Annotated in this window: 10 protein-coding genes; 5 read left to right on the top strand and 5 right to left on the bottom strand. The window is 39.9% G+C overall.

The features are described 5' to 3' along the window. The 5 genes from IV512_RS15250 to IV512_RS15230 form a co-directional block, all read right to left on the bottom strand. The gene (locus IV512_RS15250; protein ID WP_209404875.1) at window positions 1–1,047 is read right to left on the bottom strand and encodes a nucleoside hydrolase; all 1,047 of its coding nucleotides are present in this window, start codon (window positions 1,045–1,047) and stop codon (window positions 1–3) included. Further along, window positions 1,013–4,402, bottom strand: coding sequence for a ThuA domain-containing protein (locus IV512_RS15245; RefSeq protein WP_209404873.1), 3,390 nt, complete (start codon window positions 4,400–4,402; stop codon window positions 1,013–1,015). The genes IV512_RS15250 and IV512_RS15245 overlap by 35 nt, the downstream gene beginning before the upstream one ends. Window positions 4,403–4,632: 230 nt before the next feature. After that, entirely contained in the window at window positions 4,633–4,974 is a 342-nt protein-coding gene (locus IV512_RS15240; protein WP_209404871.1) for a carboxypeptidase regulatory-like domain-containing protein, read from the bottom strand. Window positions 4,975–5,002: 28 nt separating this feature from the next. Further along, the gene (locus IV512_RS15235) at window positions 5,003–6,997 is read right to left on the bottom strand and encodes a SusD/RagB family nutrient-binding outer membrane lipoprotein (protein WP_209404869.1); all 1,995 of its coding nucleotides are present in this window, start codon (window positions 6,995–6,997) and stop codon (window positions 5,003–5,005) included. Window positions 6,998–7,013: 16 nt separating this feature from the next. Then, complete coding sequence (locus tag IV512_RS15230; RefSeq protein WP_209404867.1) at window positions 7,014–10,409, bottom strand: SusC/RagA family TonB-linked outer membrane protein; 3,396 nt, start codon at window positions 10,407–10,409, stop codon at window positions 7,014–7,016. Between the two features lie 283 nt (window positions 10,410–10,692). On the opposite strand from IV512_RS15230, the gene IV512_RS15225 reads away from it, so the two are divergent. From IV512_RS15225 to IV512_RS15205, 5 genes are all read left to right on the top strand, one after another. Continuing rightward, entirely contained in the window at window positions 10,693–11,553 is an 861-nt protein-coding gene (locus IV512_RS15225) for an AraC family transcriptional regulator (protein ID WP_209404865.1), read from the top strand. A gap of 106 nt (window positions 11,554–11,659) precedes the next feature. Then, window positions 11,660–12,991 (top strand): L-fuconate dehydratase, encoded by a 1,332-nt coding sequence (locus tag IV512_RS15220; RefSeq protein ID WP_209404863.1) that lies wholly within the window; start codon window positions 11,660–11,662, stop codon window positions 12,989–12,991. 46 nt (window positions 12,992–13,037) lie between these two features. Then, on the top strand, window positions 13,038–13,898 hold the full coding sequence (locus IV512_RS15215; RefSeq protein ID WP_209404861.1) for a fumarylacetoacetate hydrolase family protein: 861 nt from the start codon (window positions 13,038–13,040) through the stop codon (window positions 13,896–13,898). Window positions 13,899–13,913: 15 nt separating this feature from the next. Further along, window positions 13,914–15,380: an alpha-L-fucosidase gene (locus IV512_RS15210; RefSeq protein WP_209404859.1), complete on the top strand. Its 1,467-nt coding sequence runs from the start codon at window positions 13,914–13,916 to the stop codon at window positions 15,378–15,380. Between the two features lie 42 nt (window positions 15,381–15,422). Continuing rightward, complete coding sequence (locus tag IV512_RS15205) at window positions 15,423–17,522, top strand: GDSL-type esterase/lipase family protein (RefSeq protein WP_209404857.1); 2,100 nt, start codon at window positions 15,423–15,425, stop codon at window positions 17,520–17,522.

The following is a 17,522-nucleotide window of genomic DNA, read 5'->3' as shown; positions in this document are numbered from 1 at the left end:
TTAACGAACCTGTATAACAACAATGAGGTCATCAATCGTTTTGGCAATCACCTTAGGGCTAATATTCCTTTTTATTGATACGTAAGCATGATTTTTGTTGGTTTTCTTCTTGCCTGAATGCCATTGGTTACTACCATCTTTTTTTATTGAAACGTAGCCATTTGTATTTACGTCGAAAATAGATGATGATATTTTTTTATCTAATAGCATAACGGCAACTTGATCCCAAGCGGGTCTTCCAGCAAAATTATTGAAAAGCTCATAACTTCTATATATCGGGTTGTGCACGTCGATATTATCTTTGAGATAATTGCCACCGGTAAGTATTTGGTTACCGACTTCCCAACCGCAGAAAACAACTTCCTTCTTCCAGTTAGCGATACAATAGATTGTAGATTCCGGATCAGGTCGATAAAAATTGGCTTCTTTTCCTTGGGGATAAGTACCTCCCATACATAGCCATTTTTTGACTTTTTGATAGATCAATTGTTCTCCGTCAAGCGGAGATATGTCATCACCTTTCGATTGCAAGAGGTTTTGTAGGCTGGTTAAATGGCCTATCGTAACTATAACTACAGAACTGTCATTGCTTTCCGATAAAAGTTTCCGATAGAGTTTTGACGATTCTTGTATTTCTTCGGATGAGCTTATACGATGTGAAAATTCAATACTTACTTGCTTCGTATATTTTGAGAAATTGCTGGTATCTTTTTGTTTTTTAAGATAACCGATAGGGGTATTTGGTGAACCGTAGTATGTATTGATCGCAGAAACGGCTTTATAGGAGTATGAATCGTCACTGGTAACAACAACCCCTATTAAATCAATTTTTCCAGCGGCCTGATAAGAGTGCAACATGCCCAAAGCCTGAACGTCATCAACGTCAGAGTCAAAATCAGTATCAAGAATGACCTTTGTTTGTGATGAGCAAAGGTTAAATACGCCGAACACCAAACACCATAAATATAATTTTCTATTCCGTATTATCTTTTTTAAAACATTATAGGTCATATTACCTTTTATAGTCAAAAGAGATATAATCGGCATGACCGATGTTGTTCAGTTTCTTATCAGGGTTTTTGTATAGCAAATAGATGGTCGCATTTGCCTTTGTCGGTTTTACCTCAATCTCAAAATAGGCTGTTTTTTCCGGTCCAAAATACTTAATACGTTGTTTGCCAATAATTGGTCCATCCAATGCGTCTTGCCGAATTTCTAAGGTTCCTTGAAAATCGTAGTCGGAATTAAAGAACGTAGCATACTTCAAATGCTTAAGATTTTCGAGGTCTATATTGTCGAATCGCAAATATGAATCATGAATCATGCCGCCAACAACCCTTGAATAGTTTGTGCGCCAGCTGTTAATGCCTTCACTTATTTCGTTGGCATCTTCTGCTTGTATTTTTTGACTGTTAAATACAAATTGTTCGTTCGCAGTCAATTCTGACTCCGGTTGCTGGGGGTTGCCGTTATCTCGATAAGAAGCCATTAAGATATAAGTGCCTTCGCTTTCAGCCGATAAGTGCTTATCAAAGGTGAGTGTGCCTTCTAACGGCAGATAGTTTTGTTTTTTCTCATCAGACGGTTTCAGCGAGAGGATATAATCAACCATTTGGGTAACCTCTTCAACACTCAATTGTGGATGGGCGGACATCGCCCCTTCACCCCAAACACCGCCACCTCCTTTGATAATTTTAGAAACCAAATAACCCGTATCTTCTGAGCCATATTTTTTGGCAATTTCGGTATAGCTAGGGCCATTTACTTTTTCGTTAATGGCGTGGCAAGCCTTACAATCTGTGCCATCTATAGCCTTTTTTCCTTCAGGGTCAGTGCTGCGTTGATGCCCTATGGTAGCTTTTACTATGTCTTTACCTTCTGGTATATAGTCGAAAGTAACCTTTACGTCAGCAGCGCTTATTGAATTATCCGATGTAGCACCGTCTTGTTTGTCGCTTACTGAAATTTTATAATTTATTTTCTTTCCATCCCAATAAATAGAATCATTGTTTTCTATTTGTAAGTTTAGCTCTGGCGGATCGTTGCCGACCATAATCTTGGTGTTCGCAGATGCGGTATTGCCCTCACTATCCGTTACATTCATTCTAACATTGTAGATACCTTCTTTTTCGAAGGTAAATTCAGGATTCATTTTGGCAGATTGAACTTTATTACTATCAAAATACCATTCATAGGTTAAATCATCGTTGTCATAATCTAATGATTGTTCTCCCGAAAATTGAACCTTAAGTGGCGCGGCACCGACAGCTTTATCGTTCGCTAATCGGGCTATCGGTTTTCTATTTCCGGGTAAATAGGAAATACTACTTAGGCGCGCATCTAAATTTTGAGAGTTCCACTTTTGGCCGTATTCTAAAACGTACATTTTTCCATCAGAACCGAAAATCATATCCATAGGGTGTGAAAACTCGGTGTTTGGCATAAAGGCATCGGCTTTTACGTAATCTTGGTTCTCATCTAAAGTGATGACGTAAATCCAATCTCGCATCCACTCATACAAAAACAATTTGTTTTCAAAATATTCGGGAAACCCATTTTCAGCATTTGGGTAGTCAGAAGCGTGATATACCGGGCCGGCCATGGGGTTGATGCCTCCGGCACCCATCCAAGGAAATTCTTCTGAGCGGTAATACGTCATCGGAATCATCGAAGGTTGCGCTGGTGGTAGCTTCTGTAATCCCGTGTTATTCGGTGAGTCATTGATCAGGTTATTCGGGTCGAATTTGTCACCTGAAGTGTTAGTCGTAAAATTATAATCGTTATAAGGTTCATTATACCCTCTCGTATAAGGCCAGCCCCAAAAACCAGCTTTTCGTGCTTGATCGTATTCACCCATACCACTGGGCCCACGATTGGGGTCGGCTTTACCGGCATCTGGGCCAATGTCTCCCCAATATAAATATCCGGTTTTACTGTCTATGGAATGTCTAAACGGATTTCGGTTGCCCATCACATAAATTTCTGGACGGGTCTTTTCTGTGCCTTCGGGAAAAAGGTTTCCCTCGGGAATTGAGTAGGTGCCATCATCTTCCGGTTTTATTCGAAGTATTTTTCCACGAAGGTCATTGGTGTTGGCCGCTGATTTTTGAGCGTCCCAATCTGTGCGACCCTCACGCTCATCGATCGGGGCAAAGCCCGAAGATTCAAATGGGTTGGTATTATCGCCAACGGTAATGAATAAATTTCCGTTTGGTCCGAATTCAAGGGCCCCGCCACTGTGGCAGCATTGGCGATTTGTTGGTATTTCCAACAAAATCTTTTCAGAATCTAAATTGAGCTCTTTGTTACTCAATGTAAAACGAGATACTCGTTGTGTTGAAACCTCGCTGGGTGCGGTGTAAAAGAGATAGATCCAATTGTTCTTGGTAAAGTTTGGGTCTACGGCAATGCCTAAAAGCCCATCTTCGTTACCGTAAAAAAGGTCGAGTTGCGCAAGGGTCTCCGTTTTTTCCGTTTCGAAATCATAGAGTTTGACGGCACCCCTTCGCTCAATGAACAGAATACCCTGGCCAGGTAGCTCATCAAGTTCCATGGGTTCGTTTAGGTTAAAATCTAATACTTTTTTTGCAAAACGGTCTTCTGGCGGTACTCTTTGTGTTTTGGCTTTCTTATAATCAATTTGGCCATCACCAATTGTATATTTTATGCCACCTAGTAGATGTGCTAAAAATTTAGGGTTTTCATAGGTTTCTTCGGTATGGCCCAACTCGGTATAAAAAGAACGGCCACCATCGTATTCGTGATACCATGCAATAGGATGGTTGTCGCCATTGGTGCCACCTTCATAACTATTTTCGTCAACTTTAAGAACAACATTTATATCAGGATTGATTTTCGTGAAGTTGTACCACTCATCACTTTTGCTCCAGATAGAGTCGGTAAATGTTTTTGTAGATGGGTGGTCGCCATCGGTTACTTGAAGTTTGGCTTCTTGTATTTTTGGGTGACCGTCAAAAATGGCCCCTACTAACTTATTGTACCAAGGCCAATCATATTCAGTATCGGTTGCCGCGTGTACACCAACAAAACCTCCGCCTGCTTGAATGTATCTTTCAAAATCGGCTTGTTGTACATCGTTCAGTATATCTCTTGTGGTGTTTAGAAAAATAACAGTGGCATAGTTCTGAAGCGAATCTTCCACGATGTAGTTGGCATTTTCCGTAGAGGTTACTTTATATCCATTTTCTGCACCTAATTTTTCTAGGGCAGAAATGCCTGCCTCTATAGATTGATGTCTAAAACCAGCGGTTTTGCTGAAAAGCAAAATTTCTTGCTGTTGGGGTTGGCATGAAACAGCAAGAAAAATAGTGCATAATAAAAATGTTGCTTTGATGATTAAATTACCGGATGATAATTTATGAGTGGGGAGAAGAGATGACATGTATTTGGCTTTAGTAAAATTGGTAATGAATTAAAATAGAAAGGTCGATCAATTTTGACCGACCTTTCTTAACTCAACTAATCATGAAACTAACATAAACAATTTTTAATGATTACTACACTGATGAAGGTTGAATAGTTACCAATAACTGTAACATCATTAGCATCAGGTAGTGTAAAATAGAGCCAAGAATTTAAATTAATTGGTCAATCTTGGCTCTGGTCTGGTGGTTATTGCTTTTTGGTCAGTGTTAAAGACACTTCTTTCTCTATCTCGCCACCGACATAAATTATCTGTGGTGTGTTGCCAGTGTCCCAAACAGTATCGCGAACTACCGTAGTGGCTCCTACATAGTAATTGCCAACATCTAGCCCGTCGAACGAAAAGTTGCCTTCACCATCGGTGCTGGTATCCATTAGTAAATTGGTGCCTTCAGTATATAATTTTACAGTAATGCCAGATAATACATTGCCATCATCTGCACTCGCAGTTCCTACAATAGCAGCTTGATCGTCTTTGCTGCAAGAAGTGGTAAAGATCAAGGTTAGCATAAAAAATAATATTTTTTTCATCTTTATATTTTATAATATTGTTGTTAATCTATTCCAAAACGTTTTTCCACTTGGCATCACGACCTGTAAACCAAACCGGGATATCTGGATTATCGTGTTGACTAATTCTAGCCCATGCTTCAGGATCGGTAGCTTGAATACTTGGGTCGTATAAAAAGCGCTCTTTCCACTTAAATATCTCATAAGGTGAACCTGGGTTGTCGTTGCCAAGATATTTAACCAAACGCCTAGCTGTGGTCCAAGGCACTTCGAAATTGAACATATTGTAATGCAATTGTAGCTGATTGAAGATAGCCATTACCTTATCTTGATCGGTCAAGCCGGCGAACCGTTTTGCTTCAAAAGCAGCATAGGCAGCAGCACTATACTCTTCTTCTGGTCTATCACGCTCGATTCTTGATTGGTCCATAGTGCTAGGAAACGACGGTGTCGTTTGTTTCGAGTATCTATTGTCGGCATTGATTTGGTACCAATAATTACATGATAGCTCAATCGCTCTTGCATAATGATCTGCGGCTGAACCGGATCCAAATCCGCGCACGGCTGCTTCTGCCAAAGAAAGTTCTGTTTCAACTGCATGAAGAGTGGGGTATCTCAAATCGAAATTGTACTGAGGTCTTGTGTTGAATTCCGATACCAAGTTGTCGTCAGTGCCAATAGTGTAATTGGTATCTCTATAATTACCTATGTAATCTCTAAAAGCATTTAATAAAAAAGCTTCGCGAATAGATAGATCAGCTGCTGCCTCATCATTTAGAATTATCTTCTGCTCGTCGCCATCTTCACTTCCAAATGAAATTTCGGTAACACTAAGGTCGGTCATTATTGGATGGTTGATATAGTATGCCCTTAATGTTTTATTCAAATAACTGTTAGGGTCGGTGCCATTATCCCATCCGGTCTCTGAACCTATATATCTTCCCATTATATCTTTTGAGAACAGATACGCAACACGTGGATCAACCGTGCCGTTGGCTAATCCTTCTTTTGAGTTATCCCCATCAAAATAAAATAAAGTTTCCCCGTTTACCACTACACTCTTTTCCGTTGGTACACAGTGCATAACATCTTCTAAGTAGCGCTTGGGCGCACGGCTTTCATCACCACGTTCTCTAAAAGCTCGGGTAATGCCCAGCTCAACTTGCAAGCGGTTGGGTTCAACTATAGCGATGTCAGCTAAACCTGCTACATCGGTCACCTCTGTGAATAAAGGTTTAGTGCTTAGTTCGGCCAGAGTAGCATTGGTAAGTTCGGGTAATCTTTCACTTACCGTCATTGCCCAGCGCAACCTTAATGAGTTGATGTATTTACGCCATTGTAAAATACTGCCATCAAAAATTACGTCTTGTGCACCAAAGACCGCTTGTTCACTTGCGTTCAGTTCAACAGTAGTGAGGTAGGTCTCTATTTCTCCTAACTCTTCTATGATTATAGGGTAAATTTCTTCTTGACCTAGATATTGGGCTTTTTCACCATCTAATGCTCCAGCAGAGCCGGTTTCGAAATAGGGTACCTCATCATAACCGTCAATTGACCTTTGGTAGGCATAACCCTTAAGAACATGCAATAAGCGCATGAATAAGACATCTAAATTCGTGCGGTCTTGCTCAGCTATCTTATTATATTCTTTTTGAGCCCAAAGTACTTGTTTGATCCAATCACTGTTTAGTTTGTTGAATACAGTTCGATTAAAACCATTGGAGCCCCAATCATTTTCTACATTTTGTAAGGTATAGGGTACACCCTGAGTGTTAGTGGTATAATAGAGTTGTACACCTGTACCCATTACACGTGACCCACTTCTTAACTGGTGGTAATGTGCGCCATATTCACCGCGAAGAAAAAACCCTCTAGTTAATTGTGAAGTAAAATAACCGGCGATAATACTTACCCCCGCTTCGTCTGCCTGGCCTTTAGAAAAGCCATCAGGATCTTGATATAGTTCCTCTAGGTTGTCTTCACACCCTGCTGAGCCCAACAGAAGAAAGACCGCTAGTATAGATACAAATATTGAATTTTTCATTATGCTATTTTTTTAATTAAAGTTTTGCCTTTACTGATAGACCTATAGATCTTTGAGCTGGTAGAGCTGTAGTTCCGTAAGAACCACTAGACCATCCGGTACCATTAGATGACTCAGGAATGGTGTTCGGAGCAGCCTTATAAATATACGCAAGGTTGTTGGCAAATAAAGAAACAACAATATCGCTAAGACCAATTTTTTTGGAAAAATCAGGAATTCTATAGTCCAATGAAACATTTCTTAACGCTACATAATCACTTTTAAATAGTCTATCTTCAGGAAAGAACCCATTAGAGAAATACGATGAGTAATAATAATCTTGTGCCGATGAAACTTGAGTATTAGCTTCTCCGTTGGCATTTACACCACTCAGAACTACACCATCATTGTAAGTGGCCCCGGTGCCAGGATTAGTTCCTGCGATTTTTGCTCCTTCATCATTTAAATAATAGGCTACTCCCCCGCTTGCGGCATCACGATAGGCTAAAGTCTCGTCAAGAACACCAGCAGCCATCATGTACGTTTCCGCTTCATTGATAACTGTGGCTCCAAATGAATAATCCATGTTTACGACCAAACTTAGATTCTTATAATTGAATCTACTGAAAACACCACCGGTAAGATCTGGTAAGAGTTTCCCGACTTTTCTGTTACTCTGGCTTGAGTAAGAATAACGCTGCCCGTTAGAATCGACAATTAGTTCACCATTGTTCGGGTCGCTATCGTCAGAAGGGTTGATATAATGTTGATTTCCTTGTTGTTGAACAATAATGCCATATTCGCCACCCACTTCTGCTACTGCGTTAAGGCCATTAGTGCTCCATAAGGATAAAGAGGTTAGCTCATCGTCAAGACGCTCAACTTTAGTTTTACCTGCCGCAAAGGTCATATCAAAATTCCATTGGAAATCTTCACTGAAAACAGGTTTGGTTTTGAGAGCTACTTCCCAACCTGTATTGGCTACGTCTCCGGCATTAATTCGAATATTGTTGACACCTAATCCTGGAGGAGCCGTAATCTTCATAATTTGGTCATAAGTGTTCGAGTGATATACCGAGAAGTCGATACCTACTCTCTGGTTTTCGAAGAAATACCCTTCAAGACCTACCTCATATTCCCTTTTTCTTTCGGGCTTAAGGTTCGGAATAAAATCATCATCAATTGGAGGTAAATCTCCTGGGGGTGATAAGATGAAACCGCTTCCTGACTGTGATACATCTAAATTCACATTACTAAAGTAAAGGGGACCTGGGCGACCAACATCGGCCCATGAAGTTCTCAATTTCAAGAATTTGATAGCTGCTGGCATGTCAATACTGTTCGAGGCAATCCACGTTGCACTAGCACCCGGGTAGAAATAACTATTGTTTCCAGGAGGCAAAATTGAAGACCAATCTTGACGTGCCTGGGCTTCAACATATATTTGGTCTTTCCAATCTATTTGCAATGAACCTAAAACACTATATAGTATGTCTTCACCATTATCAAATGAATATTGTGGTTGAATACCAGAAGGTAAATTAGAAAAAGAAAAGAAATTTGGTATTACCAAACCACCGATTTTTTCTGCACCTTTAGATTCTAAATAATTATTTCTAATTACACCTCCTACAAAACCTGAGACTCCAAAATCGTTGACATCTGTATCGAAGTTTAAGGTTGCTTGCCCGTAGCTCTTTCTGATAATACGATTCACATCCGTAAATACTGAGCCGCTGTTTGGCCCAATTAGAGTTGGGTCTTGTAATTTACCTTTGTATTGAGTGCGTTCGGTTGTATTGTCAATACCTCCCAAAACGGTTGCGCTAAATGTATCATTGAACGTGAAATCTAAGGTAAGCGACTGTATGTTGTGAATACGATCAAAAATAGATTCATTCTGGGTCCAATCCCAAAGCGTGCTAACTATAGACGACCTACCATTGGAAATAAAATTCTGTCTTCTATCTTCATTCTGAAAATAGTTGTACCCATTGTCGGTTACCAGAGAACTGCGTATTAAGTCTACGTCTATATCTCTTGAGTAAGCGCCTAAATTTGAGGTAGCGCCTTGAGCATCAAATGAACCTGCGTAAGATGAGTTCAAGTTGCCGGTCACATAGTAATTACCTACATATTTAACCGAAATATTATCGTTCAAATCATAGGAAGCATTGAAACTAAAAGTATTCTTATCGTATTCCGACCCACGAATAATTGGGTTATATTTTAGATTGGTATAAGAAAATCGAACTGAACCTTTATCACTGCCAGCACTCAATGCGACATTGGCAGTGCGTTGATAACCGGTTTTGAAAAGTTGGTCATAGACATCTTGTCTTGTGGCTTGCCATGGTCGAGTAGAACCATCCCACCATCTAAGGTTCACATTTGGATCATACTTAGGGCCGAAAGCGGGTCCGGCAATATCCAGCGCTCTTTCACCGGCTTCGTTGATATAATAGCCCTGTGCATCGTTTGCGGAATTACTAGGGCTTCGACCCGTGCCGTATTGATCTTGTAAATTAGCTGTAAATGCGCTTTTCTCCATCGACGTCGTTAAGGAAGCTGAAATGCCCAATCCCCTAGCTTTAGAGCCGCTTTTGGTAGTGATAAGTATTACGCCATTAGCTCCTTCACTACCATAAAGTACCGAGGCTTTAGCGCCTTTAAGAATTTCAAAAGATGCGATATCGTCTGGATTGATGTCATTGATACCAGTACCATTGTCTCTTCCTGTACGGGCATTGCCACTAATATTCGAGTTTTCATCATATATCGGAATACCATCAACTACCATTAAAGGTCTGGTGGTTGAGTTTTCATCGAAAGAAACGGCATTACGAATATTAATCTTTATACCACCTGACGGCCCTGCTGCCGTAGAGGCAATCGCGACACCTGAGGCCGCGCCGTAAAGTGACTGAAGTGCATTGACTGGTGTTCCACTAGCTAAAATTCGCTCGCTATCGACACTGGCCACTGAATAGCCTAAAGCCTTGGCATCTTTTTTAATACCCAATGCAGTAACTACTACCTCATCTAATTCACTGGCATCTTCTGCTAAAACTGTGTTGATTACAGATTGACCGTTTACCGATATGGTTTTGGTGGCATAACCGATATAGGAGAATTCCAGTTGTTGTGAATCTCCCGTTAAGGTTATGGAATAATTTCCATCGAAATCTGTAGAAACTCCATTGCTGGTGCCTACCTCGAGTACAGTAGCACCTGGCAGCGGAACTCCACTTTCATCGGTAACCGTACCCGTAATTGATTGTTGAACTTCGGGCAATTCAGTGTGGTCGAGCACACTGTAAGATGCGAAAACAGCATTTTGAATGATTACCATAAACAGCAATAAAAATGCTGTTCTGCAATCGAGTTTTGGGAGGTTCCGTTGCGGATTCCCATAGTTCTTGCGTTTTTTCATAATTGATGATGTGTTAGTTAGGGTTAATTCTGTTGTTTGTGATGCGGGAAATATCTTGCCTAATTAATTTTAAGTATGCACGAAAACGTTTTCGCAGATATTAGTTGATAAAATAATTTAACAATTTGATAAACCCAAGTGCCAAAAATATAGATGTCATGTGTTAAATTCTACTAAAAATTATACAACTAGTGATACTAATTTTGCTTATTTGGGGTAATTTGAAGAAATTTTAAGATTTTTGTATATCTAAGTGTTAATTCTTTGTTTACAAAATGCTAATATGAAACTGCATCTATTAGATCGTGCGAGTGCAAAACATAGCTCATTTACTGTGAGTATGAATCGTTTTCCTAATTTTTTAAAAATTTGGCACCATCATCCCGAACTTGAACTTGTTGCTATTCGAAAAAGTAGCGGTACACGTTTTATAGGTGATAGCATAGAGAAATTTGAGGAAGGTGAGGTTGTGCTTATTGGTAAGAATCTACCTCACATGTGGTTGAATGATGATAGGTATTTTGAAAAAGGTTCTGAATTGGTTGCAGAAGCTATTGCTGTTCATTTTAAGCAAAATTTCTTGGGAGAGGGTTTTCTAGAAGCTCCTGAAATGCAAGCGATATCGAGATTGATCGATCGCGCTCAACAAGGGGTGAAATTTATTGACTTGCCACCTATAGTTATTGATGAGTTAGAAGATTTGTTGAATCTAAAGGGTTTCGAGAGAACTATGAAATTTATATATATACTTCGCAAGTTGGCGAAACATTCTAGGTGTCGCTCGCTTTCCAGTTCGGGCTTTGTAAATTCTTTTAGAAAATCGGAAAATGAAAATTTAGATAGAATTTATGCCTATATATTTAAACATTTCAATACTCCTATTCATTCGAAAGATGTGGCTGATGTAGCGAATATGAATGCATCGGCTTTTAGTCGTTTCTTTAAAAGAGTACACCGAAAAACATTTACGAGGTATCTAAACGAAATTCGTGTGGGTTACGCCTGTAAATTACTAATGGAACACAGAAATACGGTGTCTTCCGTTTGTTACGAATCAGGGTTTAATAATATATCTAATTTTAATAGACAATTTAAAACTATTGTAGGTATGTCACCTAGTGATTATATCAGATTGCATACTTAAAAGGTGAAAAATTATTATTTAGGGCAAAAAAAGTATTATTGATTATCATTTTTGAGGTAGAAATGTTTAACCTCTTAAATTAGTTTTGCTCTAAATATTCTTTTTAATGACACCAACCATAACTATTTCTGACATTGAGGTGAGAGATGTACGCTTTCCTACCAGTAAATCTCTTGATGGGTCTGACGCCATGAATCCGGATCCAGACTATTCTGCGGCATACGTGATTTTAAAGACGGATCACCCAAAAAATATAGAAGGTCACGGACTCACTTTTACCATCGGTAGGGGCAATGAGCTTTGTGTGGCGGCAATCAAGTCGTTAGCTCCATTGGTCGTTGGTAAGACACTTGAAAGTTTTACTTCGAACATGGGCGATTTTTATAAAATGATTACCGGTGATAGCCAGTTGAGATGGCTTGGTCCTGAGAAGGGGGTGATTCACTTAGCTACAGGTGCACTTGTAAATGCCGTTTGGGATTTATATGCAAAAGTAGAAAGTAAACCCTTATGGAAGTTAATTACAGATATGTCTCCAGAAGAGTTTGTTTCATGTGTTGACTTTACGTATATCACTGATGCGGTTACACCAGATGAAGCTCTTGAAATTCTGATGAAACAAGAGTCGACAAAAAAAGAGCGAATAGCTATACTTGAAGAAAAGGGATATCGCGCTTATACTACTTCTGCCGGTTGGTTGGGCTATTCTGATGATAAAATGCGCAGACTCTGTCAAGAAGCGAGAGAATTAGGTTTTGACCATATAAAAATTAAAGTAGGCTCCGATTTAAAAGATGATATGCGTCGAGCCAATATCATTCGTGAAGAGATTGGACCCGATTTAAGGTTGATGATGGATGCCAATCAAAAGTGGGATGTTGATGAGGCCATTTCCAATATGAAGGAATTAGCCAAATATAACCCTTACTGGATAGAAGAACCCACTAGCCCTGATGATATATTGGGCCATGCTAAAATTGCAAAGGCAATAGCTCCCATTCATGTTGCGACCGGTGAGCATTGTCAGAATAGGGTTATGTTCAAACAGCTTTTGCAGGCCGAGGCCATCGGTATTTGCCAAATTGATAGCTGCAGGGTTGGCGGCGTCAACGAAATTTTGGCCATCTTGCTCATGGCGGCAAAATTTGATATTCCGGTTTGCCCCCATGCAGGTGGGGTAGGTTTATGTGAATATGTTCAGCATCTTTCAATGATTGATTATATTGCGGTCAGTGGGTCTATGGAAAACCGGATTATTGAATATGTAGACCATCTACATGAGCATTTTCATGACCCAGTAGTCATAAAAAATGGGGCTTATATGCCACCCAAGTTACCGGGTTTCAGTATTTCGATGAAGACTGAATCTATTGAAAACTACCTGTTTCCGACAGGTTCGGTTTGGCAAGAAATCAATGGGATGGCCCTTAATGCATGACCTTAATGAAATTTAATTCAACTTCAATCTAAAATATTACGATACTATGAAACTGATTCGATACGGAATTTCAGGTAAAGAAAAACCAGGTGTTCAATTAACCGATGGCTCGCGCATTGATATTTCTTCATTCGGAGAAGATTTTGATGAGAATTTTTTCGGTACAGAAGGTGTTGAGAGATTAGCGGAATGGTTAAAAGAAAACCAATCATATTGTAAAAATATTCCTGATGACGTACGATTGGGTCCACCATTGGTTAGACCTTCAAAAATTGTCTGTGTAGGCTTGAATTATGCTAAACATGCTGCCGAAGGCGGTATGACCATACCTAAAGAACCTGTGTTGTTTTTTAAAGCTACTTCGGCCATTGTCGGCCCTAATGACGATATAATTATTCCAAGGGGAAGTGAGAAAACTGATTGGGAGGTAGAGCTGGCTATCGTAATCGGTGAAAAAGCGTCTTATGTGACCAAAGAAAATGCATTGAACCATGTTGCAGGTTACGTGTTGCACAACGATTATAGTGAACGCGCCTATCAATTAGAAAAAGAAGGGCAGTGGTGTAAAGGTAAAGGTTCTGATACGTTCGCACCTATCGGGCCTTTTATAGCCACCAAAGATGAGATCGAAGACCCTAACAACTTGAATCTTTGGCTCGAGCTCAACGGCGAAAAAATTCAGGATAGCTCTACTTCCGATTTTATTTTTAATGTTCAAGAAGTGGTCAGTTATATCAGTGAATTTATGACCTTATTGCCGGGTGATATTATTTCTACCGGTACGCCAGCTGGTGTAGGGCTAGGCTTTAACCCTCCTAAATACCTTAAGCCAGGTGATGTGGTAGAATTGGGTATTGAAGGATTGGGCAGCTCGAAACAAGTGGCGAAAGCCTATTCTGCATCGTAACAAACCAAAATCTATATGAAACCAACCTTTACCAATCTTATTTGCTTATTTTTTCTTCAATTGTTGAATGCACAGGCCATCTATGAAGATGAACGTTATGTGCCTGAAACCGACCCTTTGGTACTTGAAAAATTAGACCAATGGCAAGATGTAAAGTTTGGATTGCTCATGCATTGGGGGCCGTATAGCCAATGGGGCGTGGTAGAATCATGGTCTATCTGCCCAGAGGAATATGGTTGGTGCGAACGTAAAAAAGGCTCGAATCCTGAAAATTACTTCGCTTATAAAAAGGAATATGAAGAATTGCAGACCACTTTTAATCCGGTCAAATTCAATCCTGAGAAATGGGCCAAGGCAGCCAAAAATGCCGGAATGAAATATGTCGTTTTCACCACCAAGCATCACGATGGCTTCTCTATGTTTGATAGTAAATACACAGATTATAAAATAACGGATTCTAAAACTCCGTTCAGTACCAATCCGAAATCCAATATTACAAAAGAGGTTTTTGAAGCTTTCAGAAACGAAGGGCTTTGGGCCGGGGCTTATTTTTCAAAGCCCGATTGGAATGTAGATTCTTATTGGGATCCCTACTATCCACCAAGAGATCGAAATGTAAATTATAGTCCGGAAGAGAATCCTGAAAAGTGGCAAGAGTTTACTGATTTTACCCATAACCAAATTCTAGAGTTGCTCACTGATTATGGCAAGGTTGATATTCTTTGGCTTGATGGAGGTTGGGTAGCAGAAACTCCGAAGTCAGAAATAACCAGTTGGTACGATGCTCAACTGAAAGACAACGAAAGTGGTTATCTCAAAAATCGAATTGTCAACCAAGACATTAAAATGGACGAGTTAGTGGAAAAAGCCCGTAAAGAACAACCGGGACTCATTGTGGTGGATCGAGCCGTTCACGGTAAAAATCAAAATTACTTGACACCGGAAAACCGCATTCCTGAAAAACCGCTTCCTTACCCGTGGGAGTCTTGTATCATTGCGGGTGGTGGCTGGTCATACTCACCCAATGCGAATTACATGTCGGGCAGAGAGGCCGTACATACCTTGGTAGATATTGTAGCTAAGGGAGGAAATTTACTCTTGAATATTGCCCCTAGCCCTGAAGGGGAATGGGATGCTGGCGCTTACAAATTACTTGAAGAAATTGGAACGTGGATGGATGCTAATGACGAAGCCATCTACGGTACCGAAGCAAAAGCGCCATATAAGTTTGAGAACATTTGTGTTACTTCTAAACCTTCCGGTGAACTGTTCTTGGTTTATTTGGTGGAGGAGGAGCAAACCGAGATTCCATCTGAAATTTATTTTGAAGGCTTGGTGCCAAAAGGTGGTAAAGCTCAATTGCTCGGTTACAACAAGCGACTTAGATGGAAGAAAAAGGATAAGGGGTTTGTAATTGAAATACCTGATGAATTAAAATCAACCCTATTGAAAACGGAAGCTTTTACCTTTAAATTCAAGTAAACCAATAAATCTCAGAGCGTGCTAAAACGTGTCGTTAGTTTTGTGATTTTGCTATCGTTTTATCAGACGGTACAAGGTCAAAATAATACTGTTGAGCCGATTAAGGTTGCCTGTGTCGGAAACAGTATTACCTATGGGGCCAGACTTCACAATAGATTAAAAAATGCATATCCTGCGCAACTCCAGAATTTATTGGGTAGCGACTATTCGGTTCAAAACTTCGGAGTAAGTGGTACTACATTATTGAAAAAAGGGGATTACCCTTATTGGGAAACCGATGAATATAAAAAAGCTTTAGACTTTGAACCAGATGTGGTTTTTATAAAGTTGGGTACCAACGATAGTAAGTCGCAAAATAGACCCTATTATAATTTTCTAGAAGAAGACGCTAAAGCGTTGATTCAAAGTTTTAAAGTCAAAAATGAGAATGCCCGTATCATTTTATTATTACCGGTACCTGCTTTCACAAAAGACTCTACAAGCATTTATAACCCCATTATCAAAGAATCGATTATTCCTGCCTTAAAAAAGGTTGCTTATGAAACGGAATCTGAAATCATAGATTTATATCATCTGTTCATTGATCGTGAAGATTTGCTACCGGATAAAATTCACCCTTCTGATTTGGGAGCTACAGTGATAGCCAATAGACTGCACGAACATTTGGTTCGAAAAACGGTGCCGACCGAAATCGAAGTCAATTTATCTCAAGAGATGAAGGCGGTATCGGTCAGCAATTTTCACGGTTTTCCTCTAAAGGAATATAGTCTGAACGGAAACAACGTGAAAATAGCCCTTCCTAAAAAGGCCATATCAAGTAAACCTTGGGTGTTGCGCGCTAGATTTTGGGGGCATGAACCACAAACTGATATTGCTTTGCTGGAACGTGGTTTTCACATAGCTTACTGTGACGTTGCGGATCTATACGGAAATTCTGAAGCGGTCAGCAGATGGAACAATTTTTATGATATAATGGCCAGTGCAGGTTTTGCGAAAAAAGTGGTATTGGAAGCCATGAGCAGGGGCGGACTCATCGCTTATAATTGGGCAGCTGAAAACCCCGATAAAGTAGCCTGTGTTTATGCCGATGCACCTGTTTTAAGTGGTAAAAGTTGGCCCGGTGGGTTTGGGGCTGGCGAGGGCAGTGCCCAAGATTGGGAAAAGTATAAGTTGGCCCATGATTTTCTTGATGATGAAAGTTCTAAAAATGAACATATTAATCCTTTGAATAAAGTTGGGCAAATAGCCAAGGGAGGCTTTCCAATTTTACATATTTGTGGTGAGGTTGATAAGGTTGTTCCTGTAGCGGAAAATACCGCTCCTTTTGTCAAAGCTTTAAAAGAGAGCAGAGCCTCAATCGAAACCGTTTATAAGTCGGAGGTCGGCCATCATCCGCATAGTCTAATAAATCCATCTCCCATTGTAGACTTTATTCTGAGGGCTACCCAAACGAAGATAAATTCAGCTATTGTACCCGCCCCATCGGCAGAGTATCGTTCCGCAGCCGGTTGGGTAGAGGGTAAAGATTGGTGGGCGCAAGCGAACGATATTAACGAAATTTGTTCCAATTCATCAAATGTAGATTTGTTATTGATAGGTAACTCTATAACACAAGGTTTTGGTGGCAGTAGAAAACTGGTAACCCACAGACCGGGAGAAAAAGCAACGGAGAAATATTTTACAGAATTTCACTGGATTAATGCGGGAATTTCAGGTGACCGAACTCAAAATATTCTTTGGAGGCTAGATAACAATAATTATGAAAACGCCAACCCAAAAAATGTGGTATTGACCATTGGGGTCAATAATTTTCCTTTCGATAGTGCAGATGAAATCATAGAAGGTATTCGAAATACCGTAGAATTGGCAAAATATAAATTTCCGAGTGCTAAAATACACTTGTTTGGTCCCTTGGTTACCGGAACGTTACAAGAATCATCACAGAGAAATAAATATTGGAAGGTGCACGACGGCTTAAAAAATCTCAAAGGGGAGCCTCAGGTAACTTATCATGAAATCAGCCGTTTTTTTATAGATAACCACGGTGAATTGAAGAAAGATTTGTTTTCAGATGATGGCATCCACCTTAAACCAAAAGGGTATAAAGTTTGGGCCAAATACATTAAACAACACATAGATTAA

It is taken from the genome of Pseudozobellia sp. WGM2, from assembly GCF_017810075.1.
In the GTDB taxonomy this organism is placed as follows: domain Bacteria; phylum Bacteroidota; class Bacteroidia; order Flavobacteriales; family Flavobacteriaceae; genus JADNYK01.
This window is presented reverse-complemented; position numbering and strand designations above follow the sequence as displayed.

What these genes read in the sequence shown, in the direction of transcription:
- IV512_RS15245 (WP_209404873.1), bottom strand. Translation starts at nt 4,402, where the DNA reads ATGTCATCTCTTCTCCCCACTCATAAATTATCATCCGGTAATTTAATC.
- IV512_RS15235 (WP_209404869.1), bottom strand. Translation starts at nt 6,997, where the DNA reads ATGAAAAATTCAATATTTGTATCTATACTAGCGGTCTTTCTTCTGTTG.
- IV512_RS15225 (WP_209404865.1), top strand. Translation starts at nt 10,693, where the DNA reads ATGAAACTGCATCTATTAGATCGTGCGAGTGCAAAACATAGCTCATTT.
- IV512_RS15250 (WP_209404875.1), bottom strand. Translation starts at nt 1,047, where the DNA reads ATGCCGATTATATCTCTTTTGACTATAAAAGGTAATATGACCTATAAT.
- IV512_RS15210 (WP_209404859.1), top strand. Translation starts at nt 13,914, where the DNA reads ATGAAACCAACCTTTACCAATCTTATTTGCTTATTTTTTCTTCAATTG.
- IV512_RS15215 (WP_209404861.1), top strand. Translation starts at nt 13,038, where the DNA reads ATGAAACTGATTCGATACGGAATTTCAGGTAAAGAAAAACCAGGTGTT.
- IV512_RS15230 (WP_209404867.1), bottom strand. Translation starts at nt 10,409, where the DNA reads ATGAAAAAACGCAAGAACTATGGGAATCCGCAACGGAACCTCCCAAAA.
- IV512_RS15240 (WP_209404871.1), bottom strand. Translation starts at nt 4,974, where the DNA reads ATGAAAAAAATATTATTTTTTATGCTAACCTTGATCTTTACCACTTCT.
- IV512_RS15220 (WP_209404863.1), top strand. Translation starts at nt 11,660, where the DNA reads ATGACACCAACCATAACTATTTCTGACATTGAGGTGAGAGATGTACGC.